This is a genomic window from Bacillus sp. ISL-77, from assembly GCF_018613105.1.
In genome coordinates, this window is the sequence record NZ_JAGGQY010000002.1 from 13,005 (window position 1) to 28,839 (window position 15,835).

General features: G+C 38.8%; 13 protein-coding genes and 1 pseudogene. 1 reads left to right on the forward strand and 13 read right to left on the reverse strand.

Going from position 1 to position 15,835, the window contains the following annotated elements; genetic code table 11:
• Positions 1 to 267: 267 nt before the first annotated feature.
• The 9 genes and pseudogenes from J7E77_RS00160 to J7E77_RS00200 form a co-directional block, all read right to left on the reverse strand.
• A complete protein-coding gene (locus J7E77_RS00160) occupies positions 268 to 735 on the reverse strand; it encodes a hypothetical protein (RefSeq protein ID WP_214711512.1) in 468 nt (155 codons plus the stop codon).
• Between the two features lie 157 nt (positions 736 to 892).
• On the reverse strand, positions 893 to 2,821 hold the full coding sequence (locus J7E77_RS00165) for an outer membrane protein assembly factor BamB family protein (protein WP_214711514.1): 1,929 nt from the start codon (positions 2,819 to 2,821) through the stop codon (positions 893 to 895).
• A 530-nt stretch (positions 2,822 to 3,351) separates the two neighbouring features.
• Positions 3,352 to 3,435 (reverse strand): annotated as a pseudogene (locus J7E77_RS00170) (helix-turn-helix domain-containing protein); the annotation flags it as partial.
• Positions 3,436 to 3,702: 267 nt separating this feature from the next.
• Complete coding sequence (locus J7E77_RS00175; RefSeq protein ID WP_214711516.1) at positions 3,703 to 3,903, reverse strand: hypothetical protein; 201 nt, start codon at positions 3,901 to 3,903, stop codon at positions 3,703 to 3,705.
• Between the two features lie 186 nt (positions 3,904 to 4,089).
• Entirely contained in the window at positions 4,090 to 4,608 is a 519-nt protein-coding gene (locus J7E77_RS00180) for a DinB family protein (protein WP_214711518.1), read from the reverse strand.
• Between the two features lie 378 nt (positions 4,609 to 4,986).
• Positions 4,987 to 5,811, reverse strand: a complete 825-nt coding sequence (locus J7E77_RS00185) for a GNAT family N-acetyltransferase (RefSeq protein ID WP_214711520.1) — start codon at positions 5,809 to 5,811, stop codon at positions 4,987 to 4,989.
• Positions 5,812 to 5,929: 118 nt separating this feature from the next.
• Complete coding sequence (locus J7E77_RS00190; RefSeq protein ID WP_214711522.1) at positions 5,930 to 6,388, reverse strand: Gmad2 immunoglobulin-like domain-containing protein; 459 nt, start codon at positions 6,386 to 6,388, stop codon at positions 5,930 to 5,932.
• Positions 6,389 to 6,660: 272 nt separating this feature from the next.
• Positions 6,661 to 7,821: a DUF4317 domain-containing protein gene (locus J7E77_RS00195; RefSeq protein WP_214711524.1), complete on the reverse strand. Its 1,161-nt coding sequence runs from the start codon at positions 7,819 to 7,821 to the stop codon at positions 6,661 to 6,663.
• A 152-nt stretch (positions 7,822 to 7,973) separates the two neighbouring features.
• Positions 7,974 to 8,798 (reverse strand): DUF4405 domain-containing protein, encoded by an 825-nt coding sequence (locus J7E77_RS00200; protein WP_214711526.1) that lies wholly within the window; start codon positions 8,796 to 8,798, stop codon positions 7,974 to 7,976.
• A gap of 169 nt (positions 8,799 to 8,967) precedes the next feature.
• On the opposite strand from J7E77_RS00200, the gene J7E77_RS00205 reads away from it, so the two are divergent.
• Positions 8,968 to 9,237: a hypothetical protein gene (locus tag J7E77_RS00205; RefSeq protein ID WP_214711528.1), complete on the forward strand. Its 270-nt coding sequence runs from the start codon at positions 8,968 to 8,970 to the stop codon at positions 9,235 to 9,237.
• A 127-nt stretch (positions 9,238 to 9,364) separates the two neighbouring features.
• On the opposite strand, the gene J7E77_RS00210 is transcribed toward J7E77_RS00205, so the two are convergent.
• The 4 genes from J7E77_RS00210 to J7E77_RS00225 form a co-directional block, all read right to left on the reverse strand.
• Positions 9,365 to 11,059, reverse strand: a complete 1,695-nt coding sequence (locus tag J7E77_RS00210; RefSeq protein WP_214711530.1) for a sigma-54 interaction domain-containing protein — start codon at positions 11,057 to 11,059, stop codon at positions 9,365 to 9,367.
• Positions 11,060 to 11,321: 262 nt separating this feature from the next.
• The gene (putP, locus tag J7E77_RS00215; RefSeq protein ID WP_285291915.1) at positions 11,322 to 12,800 is read right to left on the reverse strand and encodes a sodium/proline symporter PutP; all 1,479 of its coding nucleotides are present in this window, start codon (positions 12,798 to 12,800) and stop codon (positions 11,322 to 11,324) included.
• Positions 12,801 to 12,908: 108 nt separating this feature from the next.
• Positions 12,909 to 14,477, reverse strand: coding sequence for an L-glutamate gamma-semialdehyde dehydrogenase (gene pruA / locus J7E77_RS00220; protein ID WP_214711534.1), 1,569 nt, complete (start codon positions 14,475 to 14,477; stop codon positions 12,909 to 12,911).
• 30 nt (positions 14,478 to 14,507) lie between these two features.
• Complete coding sequence (locus J7E77_RS00225; protein WP_214711536.1) at positions 14,508 to 15,422, reverse strand: proline dehydrogenase family protein; 915 nt, start codon at positions 15,420 to 15,422, stop codon at positions 14,508 to 14,510.
• Between the last annotated feature and the right edge of the window lie 413 nt (positions 15,423 to 15,835).

The window sequence follows — 15,835 nt, forward strand, 5'->3', positions numbered from 1 at the left end:
ACTCAGGTTTTTTATATTTATATTACTTTCATTAAAAGGTTGTCTATTGGACTAGGAAATGTTACTTCTTTTGAGCCAGCCATTTTGCTAATGCTTTCGCTTTATCATTATTAACAAGACCACCAGGCATACGTCCGCCTCTGTTAATGAATTGATTTACTATATCCTGTTCAGACATGGATGAACCGACATGCTGGAGATTCGGACCGGCTCCCCCCCCTCAAGATTTTATATACGGGATGCTTTTAGGGTTTCAACACACATATTCTAGTAATCAGCATTATTAAGGATAAATCGAATGGTCCATTGGCCCTTTTGATTCAATATCCCATGAGTTTTAAATGTCATATGAGGATTTTCAGGTCTGTATTGATGTAGTTGTGCTTCTATCGTTCCTTTATATAAGTTGTTACCTACTTTTTTAAACGTATCGGAATTTTCACGAACTAACGTGTGTTCAATCCAAATATGCGGACTTGCCATAAGGCTTTTGGCATACGGATCTACTTGAATATTCGAATTGGAATGTATTGTATAATTCAGCCTAATGGTATGACCATGGTTTACGATGGAATAGCCATTGAGTGTTAGCTTGATTCCGTTATCTTCAGCTGAACCTAAGCCCTGATTTAGGGATTCGGCACTGGTCAAAGCAGGGGAGACAAAGCCAATGAGCAAGCAAATTAATAAGGCGACACCACTGAATCGCACGGTATATATCGATAGGTTCCTCATTTTACCACCATCCTTATTTTACGTTTATAGGTTTCGCCACTTTATATAGTTTAATTTTTTATAATGAAACAATCTGAGTCCGAATGAAGAGATCGGACTCGGACTGCTTCGAGAAAAAGGGCTTCTGTTGTGGAAAACTGCTTCCTCACAATACATATTATTTCTTTTTGGACAGCCATTCCGCTAGTGCTTCAGCTTCTGCACCTTTAGCTAAGCCTCCCGGCATGCGGTCGCCGCCGTTTAAGATTTGATTCAAGATGTCTTCTTTGGACATAGATTTACCTATGTGTTGAAGATTTGGAGCAGTTGCGCCCTGAAGATTATCTCCGTGACAAGAAACACAACTTTTTTTGTAAACCTTTTCCGGGTCGATAACGACGTCGGCTTGCCCTTGTAATTTAGCATTTTTATTAGGGGAAGCGATCTTTTCCTTACCGCCGAGTCCATAAACCACAACCCTCGTTCCACCAGTAATCACCCCAATATATTGTTTGCCGTCAACCATATAAATGGAAGGGGCCATTTTAATTTGTTTTCCTCCACTTTTCATGCTCCATAATACTTTTCCTTTTTTAATATCGAGAGCATTCACCGTTCCGTCCAATTCCCCGTAAAAGGCAAGACCGGAAGCAGTACTTGTGAATCCTCCATACATCGGGTCGTCGGTTTTGATTTGATAAACTTTTTTACCTGTATTCACGTCAATAGCTGTAATGTTACCAGTAGGATCAACATCTTCTGGTAAAGGAAGTATCTTCGTACCAGGGAAGGTATTGTTATCTTTTGCAATCTCTTTTCGATCTTTTGCTGCTAACATTAAATTCGGGTTATTAATACCTGGAATCAGCACATAGTTGGTATCGGGATCATACGTCTCTGGGGCATAGCTTTCTCCACCTGGCGTACCCGGCCATTGAAGTTTCACTTTACTCTGATCGCTTGGTGGTGTTGAATGTTGAATTTTGACAAATGGTACACCATCATAAATGGTTTTTCCGGTTTTGGCATCCCATGCATACCATTTCCCATTCTTTCCGCCTTCCACCACAATCTTCTGTTTTTTCCCGCCGACCTTGGTATTGAGAACCATCGGTGTCGCGGCAGCGTCATAATCCCATACATCGTGATCAACCTCGGAGGAGGCCCACTTAAATTTCCCCGTATTACTGTCCAAAGCAACGATGGAATCCGTATATGGATTTTTCCCTTTTCGATCTTCATCGTAAAAGTCAGGGGCTGGATTCCCTACTGCAAAATACATCATATCGGTATCTGGATCGAACGACATCGGTGTCCATACGGAGCCTCCGCCCGTATATTTACCCTTCACCCAGCCCTTTCCTCTTTCAGGAATGGTCCAAAACGGTTCTTTCCAGAGTGGTTCAAGGCTATCTGCTTTAAATGCCATAACGAAGCCCCGTGTGCCATTATCACCGCCGCTGCTTCCAACGTAAATGTTGCCATCATAATACATGGGAGCCGAAGATTCATAGTATCGGTTTTCTAATTTAATGGAGGGAACATGATCCCAAAAGTTGACCATTTTTTCCAGTTTTCCAGTTTTCGCATCAAGTTTGGCCAGCCGATTGTCTATCATCAAGACATATACCTTTCCATTGGCCACAGCGACACCCCTACTTGCCACATTGGATTGCCATGGCAAACTATCAAGATGGTCAAGTACCTTCTTTGGAGGTGTCCATGCCCAAAGTTTCTTTCCGCTTGCGGCATCGATTGCAAATACATGATTTTTTGCACTAGTCACATACATGACCCCGTTTTGCACGACAGGGAAATCCTCTTGTAAATTAGGAACATCCTGATTCCATTCTAAGATATCCTGCTGCCAGACAATCCCCAATTTTTTTACATTATCTTTTGTAATCTCTTTATAGGGCACATGTCGGGTATGTTGAAGGTCATAACCCCAATTTGGGAATCCTGTCTCCTTTACCTGATTTGCCTGTTTGGATTCCTTGGTTTCTTCCTTGTTATTTGCATTGTTCTGCTTATTATTCGTTTGACAGCCAACAATGACCATACTGGCCAACAAAACCGAACCTGTTGCCTTTAAAAAACGCCTCACGAAAATACCCTCCTTATACTGCGAAATATTAATATGTAGTGAATTCTGATGATGAACTGTTCCACTTTGTGCTTTATTCCCTCCTGAAGACAATCTTATTTTAATAAGAGCAATGGTATAATTACCTAAAACCTCTTAAATTATACAAATTGTGAACAATCCACCCTTCCCTTTTGTTTGAAATGTGAGAGAGACGTTTTTTTACATCGTCCAATCTGCCTCATGATCGATGACTAATACCCTTAAAGAGCAAACCGTTTCTAATTTCAAAAGTTTTATAGTGCTGTGATGCGTGGACAAAAGCATTTTTTAAGCATAAAAAAGCCCTCCAGCCAAAATGGAGGCCGCTGAAAAACTGCGTTTTTTCTTAGGAATTAGCCAGCCTCATAAAAAAAGACGACTCTCATTCAGATTTTTGAATGTGGAGTCGTCTTTTTTTCAATTTTACCTGGGAATATCCCCAGTTTGAATAGGCTCTTTCAAGTGGTTACTTATATAACCTAAATATAATTTTTGGGTGTATTTTCCGTTTAATTTAATCCAAATTCTTTTATTTTGTTATATAATGTCCCTCTTGAAATCCCTAAAAGGTTAGCCGCTGCACTTTTATTTCCAATAGACAACATGAAGCGAGTCCTTGAATAACGTGTTCTGTCAGTGTTTCTGTATTGCCATATGGACGGGTTCTCCCATATATAACTGCTATTGTCACCTCTTCTTGCTCCTTTTCTTATCCATTAAATTATGTTCAGCTAAAGTACTTATAGCTCTTTTTAATTATATCATCAACCATTATGTACGAATCTCCTTGATCCTTTACAATACTGTTCAAAAACCTATACGATATCCTTACATGAAAAAATCTTCTCAATGAGAAGGGCTTACTCTTTCTCCGTAATAAACCACCCTTCAGGTTTTTTTTCTATAGTAAAAATATCTTCATCGAATTTTTTTCGAAGTGCCTTATATTCCTCATTTTCAATTTTAATCTCTGAAACTCTGATTTGTTTTAGTGTAATTTCGGGCTTTTTGACTTCAAATATCAAATCTTTAAAAATAAAAAAGGTTCTTTGTCGTTTCATTCTCTCCACTTCCTTCCTTTAATATTTCTTACATATAGAATTAGGCAAAAATGAATGAAACCCAATAAAATTCTTAGTAAATTTATTGTAACAAAAGAATCCCTACTCATTCAATAATGGCATATAAAGCTGGACTAAGGAGGATTTCTCAATATTAAAAATTCATGGAGAAAGTAAAACCAATTATTAATTATTCCGTAATTTTTTGAGCAACTGGAAAATCTGACCTCTATGATGTGATTCATGTTCAATCAAATGATACACAACCCACTCAGGTGTGACGTCATATTGTTCAAGTACCCTGGGTTTACGCCACTCTGTTACGTCCATTGAACGAAAGTGGGAAAGAAATACTTCACGAACCTTATGAAGTCGGTGAAAATGTTCTTCTAAACTTTGTCCCTCCATGTGGGCTAAAGAGCCATCTTCGGACCTGTGTTCTAACGGGAACATCGAGAGTATTTCGGAATCCCATTCGGTAACAAGTACCTCTTCATATAACCAATCTGCCTCGATTAAGGCAATGTGATACAATAACGAGCCAATCGTTTGTCTTTCATCCATTTTGGTATCGAGTATCGATTGGCTGATACCAGTTAATTCTGTTAAAAGAGTACGTCGAACATCCTCTAAACACCATAGCCATCGGCCAATTTCTTCATTAAATCCTGGTAATGGAGATACCAGTAAAGTTCTTCTATACAATGAGATCATCCCCTTCTTAATTATAGTAGTTTCATTCTATTAAAAATGGTTGTTTCCTTCTTTTAAATCGCATGTTTTGGTAAATAATGTTGTAAAAACTTAAGGAGAATCATATTTTGTGTAAAATTTACTTTCTAATTTTTTGATATTTATGATTTATTTATCGACTTTTCCCTTCAATCGGCGAATTTGTGAGTTTTATGAGCGAATTTTGGGCTTAAATGAGCGAATTATTTGCTTAAATGGGAGAATTCAGTGTTTTAATGAGCGAACTTGAAAAACAACAATCTATTGACTCCTATCTTTGATAATTAACTCCATAAAAAAAGATGCTTTTCATGGCATCTTTCTTATAATTCCAATATGTCTTACTTGAAATTACTTTTCATATAGATAGTAATCCTGAGAATGGTAACTTCTAAATCCACATGATTCATACAGTCTTAAGGCATGGGCATTTTTGGCCTCTACCTCTAGAAAAATTGGCAGCCCTTTTTGATGCTCCATTCGTACCACTTTAGATAATGCTTTTCTCCCAATCCCTTTTCCCTGAAGTTCGGGAAAAACGGCAAAACCATAAATCCACGCTTCTCCATTCGATTCGGATACACGCATTTTCCCAGCTACTCCTCCATTGGATTCGATGATAAGATGGTGATCACTGCTGTTTTCCCTAATCAGTTGATTAAACTCCCGTGCTTCATTTTCTTCAAATCCAAATCCCAAGACCTCGAGTTGTATTTCTGCTTCCATATCTTCTTTTGAAACAGACTCCCTTAAGGTAACAGTAGAATCTTCGATCAATTCGGTTTCCTGCCATTTCATTTGATATTCAGCAACCTCAAAGGTACATGGAATATTCTTTAAAAACTGCTTGGCTGATTGGGATTCAGTAGGAGCATTTAACAAAATAGTAGAATATCGGTTTTGGACCTCTTCAAGTCCCATTTCCAGTAACTTAGAAAATATCCCTTTTCTACGGTAATCCGGGTGCACTATTCCACAAAGCTCCACTTTATTTCCAAACCCATAGCATCCAAGAAAACCGACCAGCCTGCCATCTTCATAATGGAAGAAGTCTTCCTTTTTATTCCCTAAGCGATTTTCAAGCATATCAAAATTCAACTTCAGATGAAAGCCTCCCTCATCCTCGCAAACCTTCTGAAGTGTTTTTATCTCTAACAATTGTTCTTTTGTTAACATCCAGTTCACCTCTATTCATCGTCACCTATTCCTATTCTTAACAGTGCGTTATCATTCCTTCTTTTCCAAAAACAAATTTTTCAAATAAGAAAAGCCGCCATGATGGCAGCTAATACGTTTAATTTGGTATGGGGATTTCTAATGTATTTATTTTTGAACCATCCTTTGCTGAGTAAACAAATAATTCCAATGTAAAAGGATTGGTTGTAACTGACGCTTTATCAAACATAATTTCAAAATCTCCCCAAGCAGGTACACCTGCTGTTTGGTAATTACTTTCTTTCACCACTTTGTCTCCATCATAAAGAGCATATTGAAACACCCCTTCAAAGACTTGGGCTTTCCCGGTTACAATGATGGTATCTGCGGTTTCCTTGACGACGACATCTTTAAATACTTCATTTTGATATACTTTTTCCTCAGGTTCAACGGGCACTGGCTCATCGGGTTTAGAGGGATGTTCTTCGATTGGTTTTGCTACAGGTGGTTTTTCTTTCACCACTTCTTGTTGCTGATTACAAGCGGCTAAACACATAGTAGCGACTAAGAGGGCCAACAAATAAGCAATTTTTTTCATCATTTGATCCCGACTATTTTTCGTTTCATTTATTATATTGTATTTCTTTTTTAATAAAACGTGTTTTGAAAAAGTAAATCCAAAAAAAATTTGATCGAGAAAGATACCCAATGATAAAGAAAGAACGGATCTTGTTCTTCCTCCAAGGAAGCGCAAGACCCGTCCTTATTTTTAGCTATGTTCAGCTTCGTTTAGGTTTAAAGGTTTTACAACAGGTTTCAGTGTTGAACAAGAAGGAGTTCGCCCGCAGAAGGAACATGTCCCTTAAAGCTCTAGAGTATTTCCGATTCTAATCGGAATCCTTCCACCACTACATCTTCATCAATCTCTAATAATAAGCATCGTTTACCTTGATACATAATATATTTTATGTTTTTTAGGTCTTTCGGGTCGATGACTAAATTTGCCACATTGGTATTGATTTTTATCGTTTTAGGAACTAAATTGCTTGCTTTGAATTCATGGGTTTCGTCTGCTATGACATCCTTTAAGGCATGTTCCACTTTGGCGGTATCGACATTTTCGACTCCGCTCACCTCTAGGATGCGTCCGATGTCCCGATAATCCAACATGGGGGGTTCACTTTCTTCGTTCTCTTCATTCTCATGCACGATTTTATCAATTTCCTCATAGACATTGGAAATAATCTTGGTATCCACTTCATCTCCGATTACTTTTTTTAAGATTAGATCGAAGATGCTCTTATCTTCCTCGGCCGTGATGATTTCTTCACAATGGAGAACATTTTCAATAAATGTAAAATCCGGTTGATTCACTTTACCAGCACAATAAAGAATATGGTTCACATCGGCAGCATTGTCATTAAAAGCCGGGAACAAAAATCCTGACAATGGAGAGGCTAAATTAATAATAGGATCAAAGACGGTGTTCGGTTTAAATTCCTTCTCGATATAATCAAACAGCAAAGCTTTTTTCGGCTGATCAATTTTATTGAGACTGCAAAGGATAAACTCATTAGAATAGACTTCGTCATTACCGCCTTTTTCGGATTCCGTATCTCGTTTCCGAGTCGGTTTTCGATATTCACCCCGGATAAACGTCACCATTGTATCAAATTCATAAACCGTATGAGCAAACATTTTTTCGACGATTTGCAACATATTCTCAGCCCAATCTTCGCTTAAATCTGCTTGTAAAGCATCGAAGAGGATGGTTTGTGTGCTGTCTTCGATATCACGTTGGAATTTCAGTTCAAACAGTTTGGCATCTAGTTGCCCAGTCAATACCTTTTTAAAATTTACTAAAAACAATTCTTGTGCTTCCTGTTCTAACATTTGAAACGGTTGATAAACTTCATGATAAATCTCACCTGATTCTTTCTTTACATAGACATTGTAAATTTCCCGAATGGTCATGAGATCATTATCTAATTTGAATTGCTTCCGAATATTACCGATATCGTTTTTATTCATCTCTCTCAACTCCCATCCCTGATTATACTGTTCAGATTTGAAAATAGGAATACTTTAGCATTTAATCATTAGTTAACACTGCTCATATTGAAAATAAGGAAAAGGCGATGCCTTCAAAAAGCATCGCCCCTTTTATGATATATTATCCCTTATTATGATACTTTAGGTTGGACACCTCTTGATTTTCGTTTGTTCCCTAAGATTCGCTTTTCCAAATAATAAACGGGAATGATGATGGCTGCCCAAATTGCAAAATAGTTAAGAACGACGAGAAATGGGTTGCTGCTTCCACCATGTCCATTTTTTCCATCTTTACCTTCAAATTTTCCTCCACGAAAATCTTCGCTAGGCGGTACTTGATTGGTATCAGTCGTAATGCTTGTGCTTCCATTATTAATTGACTGGCTACTCTGTTCTTGCTTGAAATCACCTATGATTGGAGATGCTGTGGAAGAAAACCATTGGATTCCACCTGCCAAAATGGCAAGGGACAGAACAACGGATGCGATGACACCCTTCATAAGTTTTCCTTCCTTTGATTTAAACGCTCTTTTACAGATATTCATAACCCATTGCCAATGTACCGCAATATGAAGACCAACTAACGCAAGCGTAGCATCAGCCGATAAACCATGGATACCACGAATCGAGTGCCCCCCTTGAATGGCGAGACTTGGAAGAACAACCCTCGAAATTAAGAAACCAGTAATAATGACCGTAGTCATCGAAATTAATAGCAAGATATTTAAAAGATAACTAAATCGTGTTTTTTTCGGAAGTTTGGGGTCAACAATCTTTTTGGTTGTATTTACTACCCAGCGATAGTTCAATCCGATGTGGACGAGAATAGCTACTCCTATGATTAGACCAGCAATTTCATGAAACGGTAAACCGTCTAATACTCTTGGATTCATTAACAACACAAAAATGATGGCCATCAGCAAATCGAGCACAATTTTTGTATAATTTTTTTTCATTTTCTTATCCTCCACATTCAACTATGAACATTAACTGTTTCTCATTTTATTGGGCGAACCTTAAGAAAACCTTAAGTTCTAAAAAATTCAAGTGAAGATGCTAATCAAAGACAAAAAGAAAAAGCCGTCTCAATGACAGCTTAACTCTTGACCCCTATGGTTTAATAAAATGAACGGAATAAAGTCATCCAGATTTAATATATTATCGAAAAACTATCTAGGCACACTCTATAAACGTACTGCTGGACGAAAAGGAAAGAAAAAAGCAGCTATCGTTGTTGCACATGCGATGTTGAGGATCGCATATTATATTCTCACTCGAAAACATTCAACAGTTCAGTACCCATTTCCATATTCATTAATCTTTTTGTATACATATCAATATATCGAACACTTTCAATATCAGCTATTCTGCCCCGTTATTAACCCAACTGAATAAATAATTAATAATGCTTTTATTACCTTAAATGGAAGTGCTCTTAATACTCGATTAATTATCTCAAATTTCAAATAAAGGAATAGTAAAGATTCAAAAAAAAACACACCAAAGTTGGTGTGTTTTCCGTTTAATTTAATCCAAATTCTTTTATTTTGTTATATAATGTCCCTCTTGAAATCCCTAAAAGGTTGGCCGCTGCACTTTTATTTCCATACGTTTTTCGTAATGCTTCCTCAATCTCTAACACTTCAGAATTTATTACAACATCTTCCTGTTGATCGCTTTCCACTATTGGGCTGTTAGTTTGTTTCGCAATCAACTTAGTCTTAATATTTTCAGGCAAATGTTCATCTGTAATAACTGATTTATCATTAAGGAGAACCAACCGTTCAATCGTATTTCTAAGCTCACGGATGTTTCCTGGCCAATCATAGTTCACTAACTGGTTCATCGTTTCAGAAGAGATCTCCGGGACAGGCTTTTTATACTTAGAACTGAATTCTTGAATATAATTCTGGGCATGGGCAACGATATCCTCTTTTCTGGTTCTTAATGGCGGGATATCGATGGTAATAACGGATAAATGAAAATAAAGCTGCTCGTTAAAATTTCCTTGTTTCACGAGAACCTCAATCGATTCTGAAGTGGAAGAAATAATTCGTGTTGGTGAGGTAATTTTCTCTACCCCACCCACCCGGTAAAAACTATGATCGACCATATAATTTAATAGTTTCCCTTGGACCGAAAGCGGCATTTTATCAATATCTTCTATGAATAACGTACCTTCTAAAGCTTGCTCGATCCTGCCAATTTGTAAAGTTTGCTGTTCCGCGGTAAAGGTTTCCTTTTGAAATCCGAAAAGTTCCATTTCCAACAGTGCAGGAGGGATGACCGAACAGTTTAAGGTGATAAAAGGACCTTCAGCTTTTGTGCCTCCATAATGAATCGCTTGTGCCAGCATTTCCTTTCCAGACCCAGGCTCTCCTGTTAAATGGATGGGAATATCCGCATGGGCGACCTTTTGCGCAATCTTTAAGACTTCCTGAAATTTAGGACTCCCGCTCACCAGAGTTGAAAAAGGATTGGACTTTTGAACAAGCAAGGTTGAGTTTGAATCCAATTCTTCGTTAAGCCGGATTATATTCGTGATATTATGTTCGGTCGCGACGCCGCCAATAATCTTATTTTCGATCATGATGGGTGAAGCGTTAATTAGAACATGTGTATCCTTATCAGGCCGATGATATTGTCCTCTTACCGGGCGTCCTTCATTTAAAATCCGGTGAAGGATTATCGATTCATCACGAAAGTGTTCCCCTATTTTTTTTCCGAGGATGTACTCTTTTTTAATCTTGTAGGTTTCTTCCGCTGTTGTATTCCAATAGACAACATTTCCAGCTTGATCGACCGCTGTAACCGAGTCATTAATCGTCTCTGCTAATGTCTGAAAATAAGCAGAAATTTGGCGGTTTTCATCTTCTAGCATTTCCATACGCTTTTCAACTGGAAGAACACCGATAATTCCTTTTTCGTTTTTAACAAGAACTGGTCTGCGCCAATCAACAGCGGAATCGACTCCATTGACATCAGAAATGACGGTTGATTTCAGCCAATTGAGCTGTTCGAGCCAATCAATAATCGGTATGGAATCGTCGCCTAAGGCCATCAGGCTGTTTTCATAATTAGTAATGATAAAGTATGTTCCACCTGACACAATAACAAAATGGTACTCGTTAAGTTTCTTTTTTATTTCTAGTAATGGTATATGATTATTTACAATTGTAAAGGAGTAATCCAGTATAAATGGTGCACTTTTGAACATACTAAAATCCTTTCTTGCTTTTTTATCACTGTAACATAAATTGAACGGCTATTCTAGCAAACCAGCCCTTTTAGGTGCGATATAGTAGGAATATTCCTGTAATAGGATTCTCCCTATAGGAATAAACATGAATGAAAAAAGCTGAACCCGTAAGTTTATACGAGTATCAGCTTTTTCACAAACATATTCTATAAACCTATCCCCATCTTTTTAATGTAGAGAATTCAACCACCTGTTTTTTAGGGTCACCGGGACTAACTGGTTAAGCCGAGTGTTTATACTGGTCAAATTCTCTTTGTAATTGCTCACTTGGTTCTGGAGTCATCAAGCTGACAATCCAGATGGCAGCCATGCCTACCAAGAATCCTGGGATGATTTCGTATAAGCTATTTTTCAATACAGGTATACTGGCCCAAATGATGACCGTTACGGCACCGCCAATCATTCCGGCAAGAGCGCCCCATCTGTTCATCCGTTTCCAGTAAAGGCTCATCAGAATGACTGGACCAAAAGCGGCTCCAAAGCCAGCCCAAGCGTATCCGACCAGCGATAAAATGGTTCCATTTTTATCAAAGGCAATCACAACGGAAATAATGGCAACGACTAACACCGATAGTCTGCTGATAAACAGTAGTTCTTTATCTGTTGCTGACCGGCGGAAGAACGTCTTATACACATCTTCGGTCAGCGAGCTTGCTGTCACAAGAAGCTGGGAAGAAATAGTACTCATCACCGCCGCTAATAAGGCTGCCAGTAAAAATCCAGTAATCAATGGATGAAATAAAATTCTACTTAGTTCAATAAAGACGGTCTCAGGATCCGATAGTGTGAGTCCCTGTTTAGAGTAAAAGGCCAAGCCGATGAAACCAGTAAACATCGCACCACAAACAGAAAATATCATCCAACCCATACCAATTTGCCTTGCTTTTTTAATTTCTTTAACCGACGAAATAGCCATAAAGCGGACAATGATATGCGGCTGGCCAAAGTAACCTAAGCCCCATGCCATTAAGGAAACAATTCCTAACACAGTGGTTCCTTTAAAAATATCAAATAACTTGGGATCGATACCCTTTATTTCATGAAATGCGGGACCAATTCCGCCTACTTCCATGATTGTCACAACTGGGACTAAAATAAGAGCAGATACCATAATTAAACCTTGTACAAAATCGGTCCAGCTCACCGCTAAAAATCCGCCAAATAAAGTATAGGCAATCACAACAGCAGCGATAATCCAAAGTCCTGCCTGGTAATGCAGATTAAAGGTGGTTTCAAAAAGAACCCCGCCTGAAACCATTCCCGACGATACATAGAAAGTAAAAAAGACAATAATAATGAGTCCAGAGGTCAAGCGCAGCATAGACGAACGATCACCAAAACGGTTCTCTAGGAAAGCAGGAATGGTCATCGAATTGTTGGCGTTTTCTGTATAAGTTCTTAACTGTGGTGCTACATAAAGCCAGTTTAAATAGGCCCCTATGGTTAATCCAATAGCAATCCATGATGCACTTATACCTTGAGAAAACATCGCCCCGGGAAGACCCATGAGCAGCCAGCCGCTCATATCAGATGCCCCAGCACTTAGTGCTGTGACAGCAGGCCCCAGCCCTCTTCCGCCTAACATATAATCTTCTAGATTAGACGTTCGCTTGTAAGCAAAATAACCAATGATCAGCATACCCACCATATAAATACCGATAGAAATAAGAATCTGTGTATTCAAAAGCCCATCCCCCATTCTATTTTTGACTCCAAAAATCACATGAAGCGCTTACAATTAAAGTTTAAACACGGTTGTTTTTTGGGGAATCCCCCCTGTAGAGGGGGTTCCCCGATTAGGATGTGATTAAAGTTTTCTAGATTTCAGTTTCGCTTGCGTAAACAACAGCAGGTAATCGTATCCGCCAGCTTTTGAATCGGTGCCTGACATATTGAATCCGCCAAATGGATGGGCACCCACTAATGCACCCGTACACTTTTTATTAATATAAAGATTTCCGCAAAACATGTTTTCAAGGGCATACTGAATGCGTTCTTCATCCTGGGAATGATAAGCGCCCGTCAATCCATAGTCCGTATCATTATAGATTTCAATCGCTTCCTGCCAGTCAGCTGCTTTCGCTAGGGCAAGGACAGGACCAAAGATTTCCTCCTGCATGATCCGGGCTTTTGGTTGAACATCCGCAATCACGGTTGGTTCAATGTAGAAGCCGTTCCCATCTGCTCTTGAGCCGCCTGTAAGCAATCGGCCTTCTGTTTTGCCAATTTCGATATAGCCGATGATTTTATCCACTGATTTTTGGTCGATTACCGGTCCAATCGCATAGTTCTCTTCAGGAAGACCCACGGTTAAATTTTTCGTTAACTCCGTTACTTTCTCAACCACTTCATCATAAACCGATTCCACAATAATCGCTCTCGAGCCCGCGGAACATTTTTGTCCTTGGAAGCCAAAAGCCGAAGCGACAATCGCCGCTGCTGCTGCATCTAAGTCGGCTGTTTCATCGACAACAACCCCGTCCTTGCCGCCCATCTCAGCAATGACACGCTTTAACCACAATTGGCCTGGCTGAACCTTTGATGCTCTTTCATAAATACGGCATCCTACCGCACGTGAGCCTGTAAAAGAGATAAACCGAGTGCTTGGATGCTCGACCAAATACTCACCCACATCGATTCCATCCCCTGGCATATAGTTGAGGACGCCTGAAGGAAGACCGACCTCTTCCATTAATTCCACAAATTTGGCTGCAACCACAGGAGTAGCATCCGCTGGTTTCAAAATAACCGTATTCCCTGAGACAATCGCTGCGACCGTTGTTCCAGCCATGATCGCTAGTGGGAAGTTAAACGGAGAAATGATAATCCCTACACCAAGAGGAATATAAGAAATTTGATTTTCTTCCCCTTCAATTTTTACAAGCGGCTGATGTATGCTTGTCTCACTAAGGCGAATCATTTCTCTCGCATAGAATTCCATAAAATCGATGGCTTCTGCTGTATCAGCGTCAGCTTCAGCCCAGTTTTTCCCTGATTCATAGACAAGGTAAGAAGAAAACTCGTGCTTGCGCTGTCTCATTAAATCTGCTGCTTTGAATAGATATTCCGCACGCTCAGCTGGAGCAACCTTTTTCCAGGTCTCAAAGGTTTTCAACGCTTCCTGCATCGCTTGTTCAGCGAATTCCTTGTTCCCTTTACTAACAGACCCAATGACTTCATCTACATTTCCAGGATTAATAGAAATGGTTTGTTCCTCGGTGAATAGCTTTTCATTGCCGATCACGAGCGGGTACTTCCTGCCTAGCTCCGTTTTCACTTTTGCAAGAGCCGCAGTCATCGATTGCTTATTTTCTTCCAGAGAAAAATTGGTAAAAGGCTCATTTTTGTAAGGTGCTTGTTGTGTTGTAGTTGTCATAATTTTCCGACTCCTTTTTATATAAAATTGCTATTTTAATAGATTTTTAAGAACAAACCATACATTGGCGGGTCTCTCAGCCAACCGTCTCATAAAATAACCAAACCAGTCTACCCCGTAAGGCACATACACACGGACATTAAACCCTTCTTTTACTAGTTTTGCTTGAATATCCTCACAAATTCCATAGAGCATTTGAAACTCAAATTGTTCTTTTGCTATTCGGTGTTCACTGACTATCGTTTTTGTATATTCAATCATCGCTTCATCATGAGTGGCTACCGCTGTATAGTTGCCGTTTAATAGATGCTGCTTAATAATCTTTTTAAAATTTTCATCGACATCTTTTTTCTCCGGAAAAGCAACGGTTGGAGACTCTTTGTATGCCCCTTTTACGAGACGCAGGTTTGCATTCAGTTGATTTAAGTCGGCAATATCCTGTTCTGTTCTAAAAAGGTAGGCTTGAATAACGAGTCCTACATTGTCATATTCCTTCCGAAGCTCTTTATAAATATCCAACGATACTTGACAGTGGTCATAATCTTCCATATCGATTCTGACAAAATTCTGATGGAGTTTAGCCCGGTTAAGAATCTTACGCATATTCTTCATACATAACTCTCTGCTAATATCTAGGCCAAGCGATGTCATTTTAAGAGAAAGATTGGAGTTGACCCCTGCTTCGGCAATAGCATCGAGGGTTTGAACGCACATGGCCGTTGATTCCTGTGCTTCTTCTTCTGTATAAACAAACTCCCCCAGGTGGTCTAAGGTGACCATTTTCCCATCACGATTCAACTTTTTCACGGAATCAATCGCTGTTTGGATGGATTCCCCCGCCACAAATCGCCCTGCGCCAAAACGCAAGCCGTATTTTTTTGCTAGTTTGTTAGCTGAGGTATTCTTCCCAAGCGATTGAAACATATTTCTCATTAATAATTCCATTGCCTTCAAACCTCCTTCATAGAATGAACATTATTGTTTATTATGTAATGCCTTTACCCAATCTTATAACAGATTATACATAAGTGTCTATATATTTTTAAAATTTAAACACATTTGTTAACTTGTTAATCTGAATATACTCCTTGTTCAGTGAATTTTGAACAATATTGTAAGGAAATCGTACATAGTTTTTTATTAATTGTTTAAACTTCAAAACACCTTAAAGACAAACTAAGGGTACAAAAAAAGGCCCTGCGAGAGGACCTTTACTTAAAGAAAATTATTTTCTTTCTTTACAAGTAAATAGTCTAATTCCTTCAACTAAACCCATGATCTATTTTAACCTCACCCTTTTTATTTCCAATCCTTTGTAAAACACCCATTATGTTTTTAACACCAAATATTTAGCTTAA

Bases quoted from the DNA above. Each gene is read 5' to 3' on its own strand.
- J7E77_RS00160 (WP_214711512.1), bottom strand. From the start codon at position 735: ATGAGGAACCTATCGATATATACCGTGCGATTCAGTGGTGTCGCCTTA.
- J7E77_RS00175 (WP_214711516.1), bottom strand. From the start codon at position 3,903: ATGAAACGACAAAGAACCTTTTTTATTTTTAAAGATTTGATATTTGAA.
- J7E77_RS00185 (WP_214711520.1), bottom strand. From the start codon at position 5,811: ATGTTAACAAAAGAACAATTGTTAGAGATAAAAACACTTCAGAAGGTT.
- J7E77_RS00190 (WP_214711522.1), bottom strand. From the start codon at position 6,388: ATGAAAAAAATTGCTTATTTGTTGGCCCTCTTAGTCGCTACTATGTGT.
- J7E77_RS00195 (WP_214711524.1), bottom strand. From the start codon at position 7,821: ATGAATAAAAACGATATCGGTAATATTCGGAAGCAATTCAAATTAGAT.
- J7E77_RS00200 (WP_214711526.1), bottom strand. From the start codon at position 8,798: ATGAAAAAAAATTATACAAAAATTGTGCTCGATTTGCTGATGGCCATC.
- J7E77_RS00205 (WP_214711528.1), top strand. From the start codon at position 8,968: ATGAACGGAATAAAGTCATCCAGATTTAATATATTATCGAAAAACTAT.
- J7E77_RS00210 (WP_214711530.1), bottom strand. From the start codon at position 11,059: ATGTTCAAAAGTGCACCATTTATACTGGATTACTCCTTTACAATTGTA.
- putP (WP_285291915.1), bottom strand. From the start codon at position 12,800: ATGGGGGATGGGCTTTTGAATACACAGATTCTTATTTCTATCGGTATT.
- pruA (WP_214711534.1), bottom strand. From the start codon at position 14,477: ATGACAACTACAACACAACAAGCACCTTACAAAAATGAGCCTTTTACC.
- J7E77_RS00225 (WP_214711536.1), bottom strand. From the start codon at position 15,422: ATGGAATTATTAATGAGAAATATGTTTCAATCGCTTGGGAAGAATACC.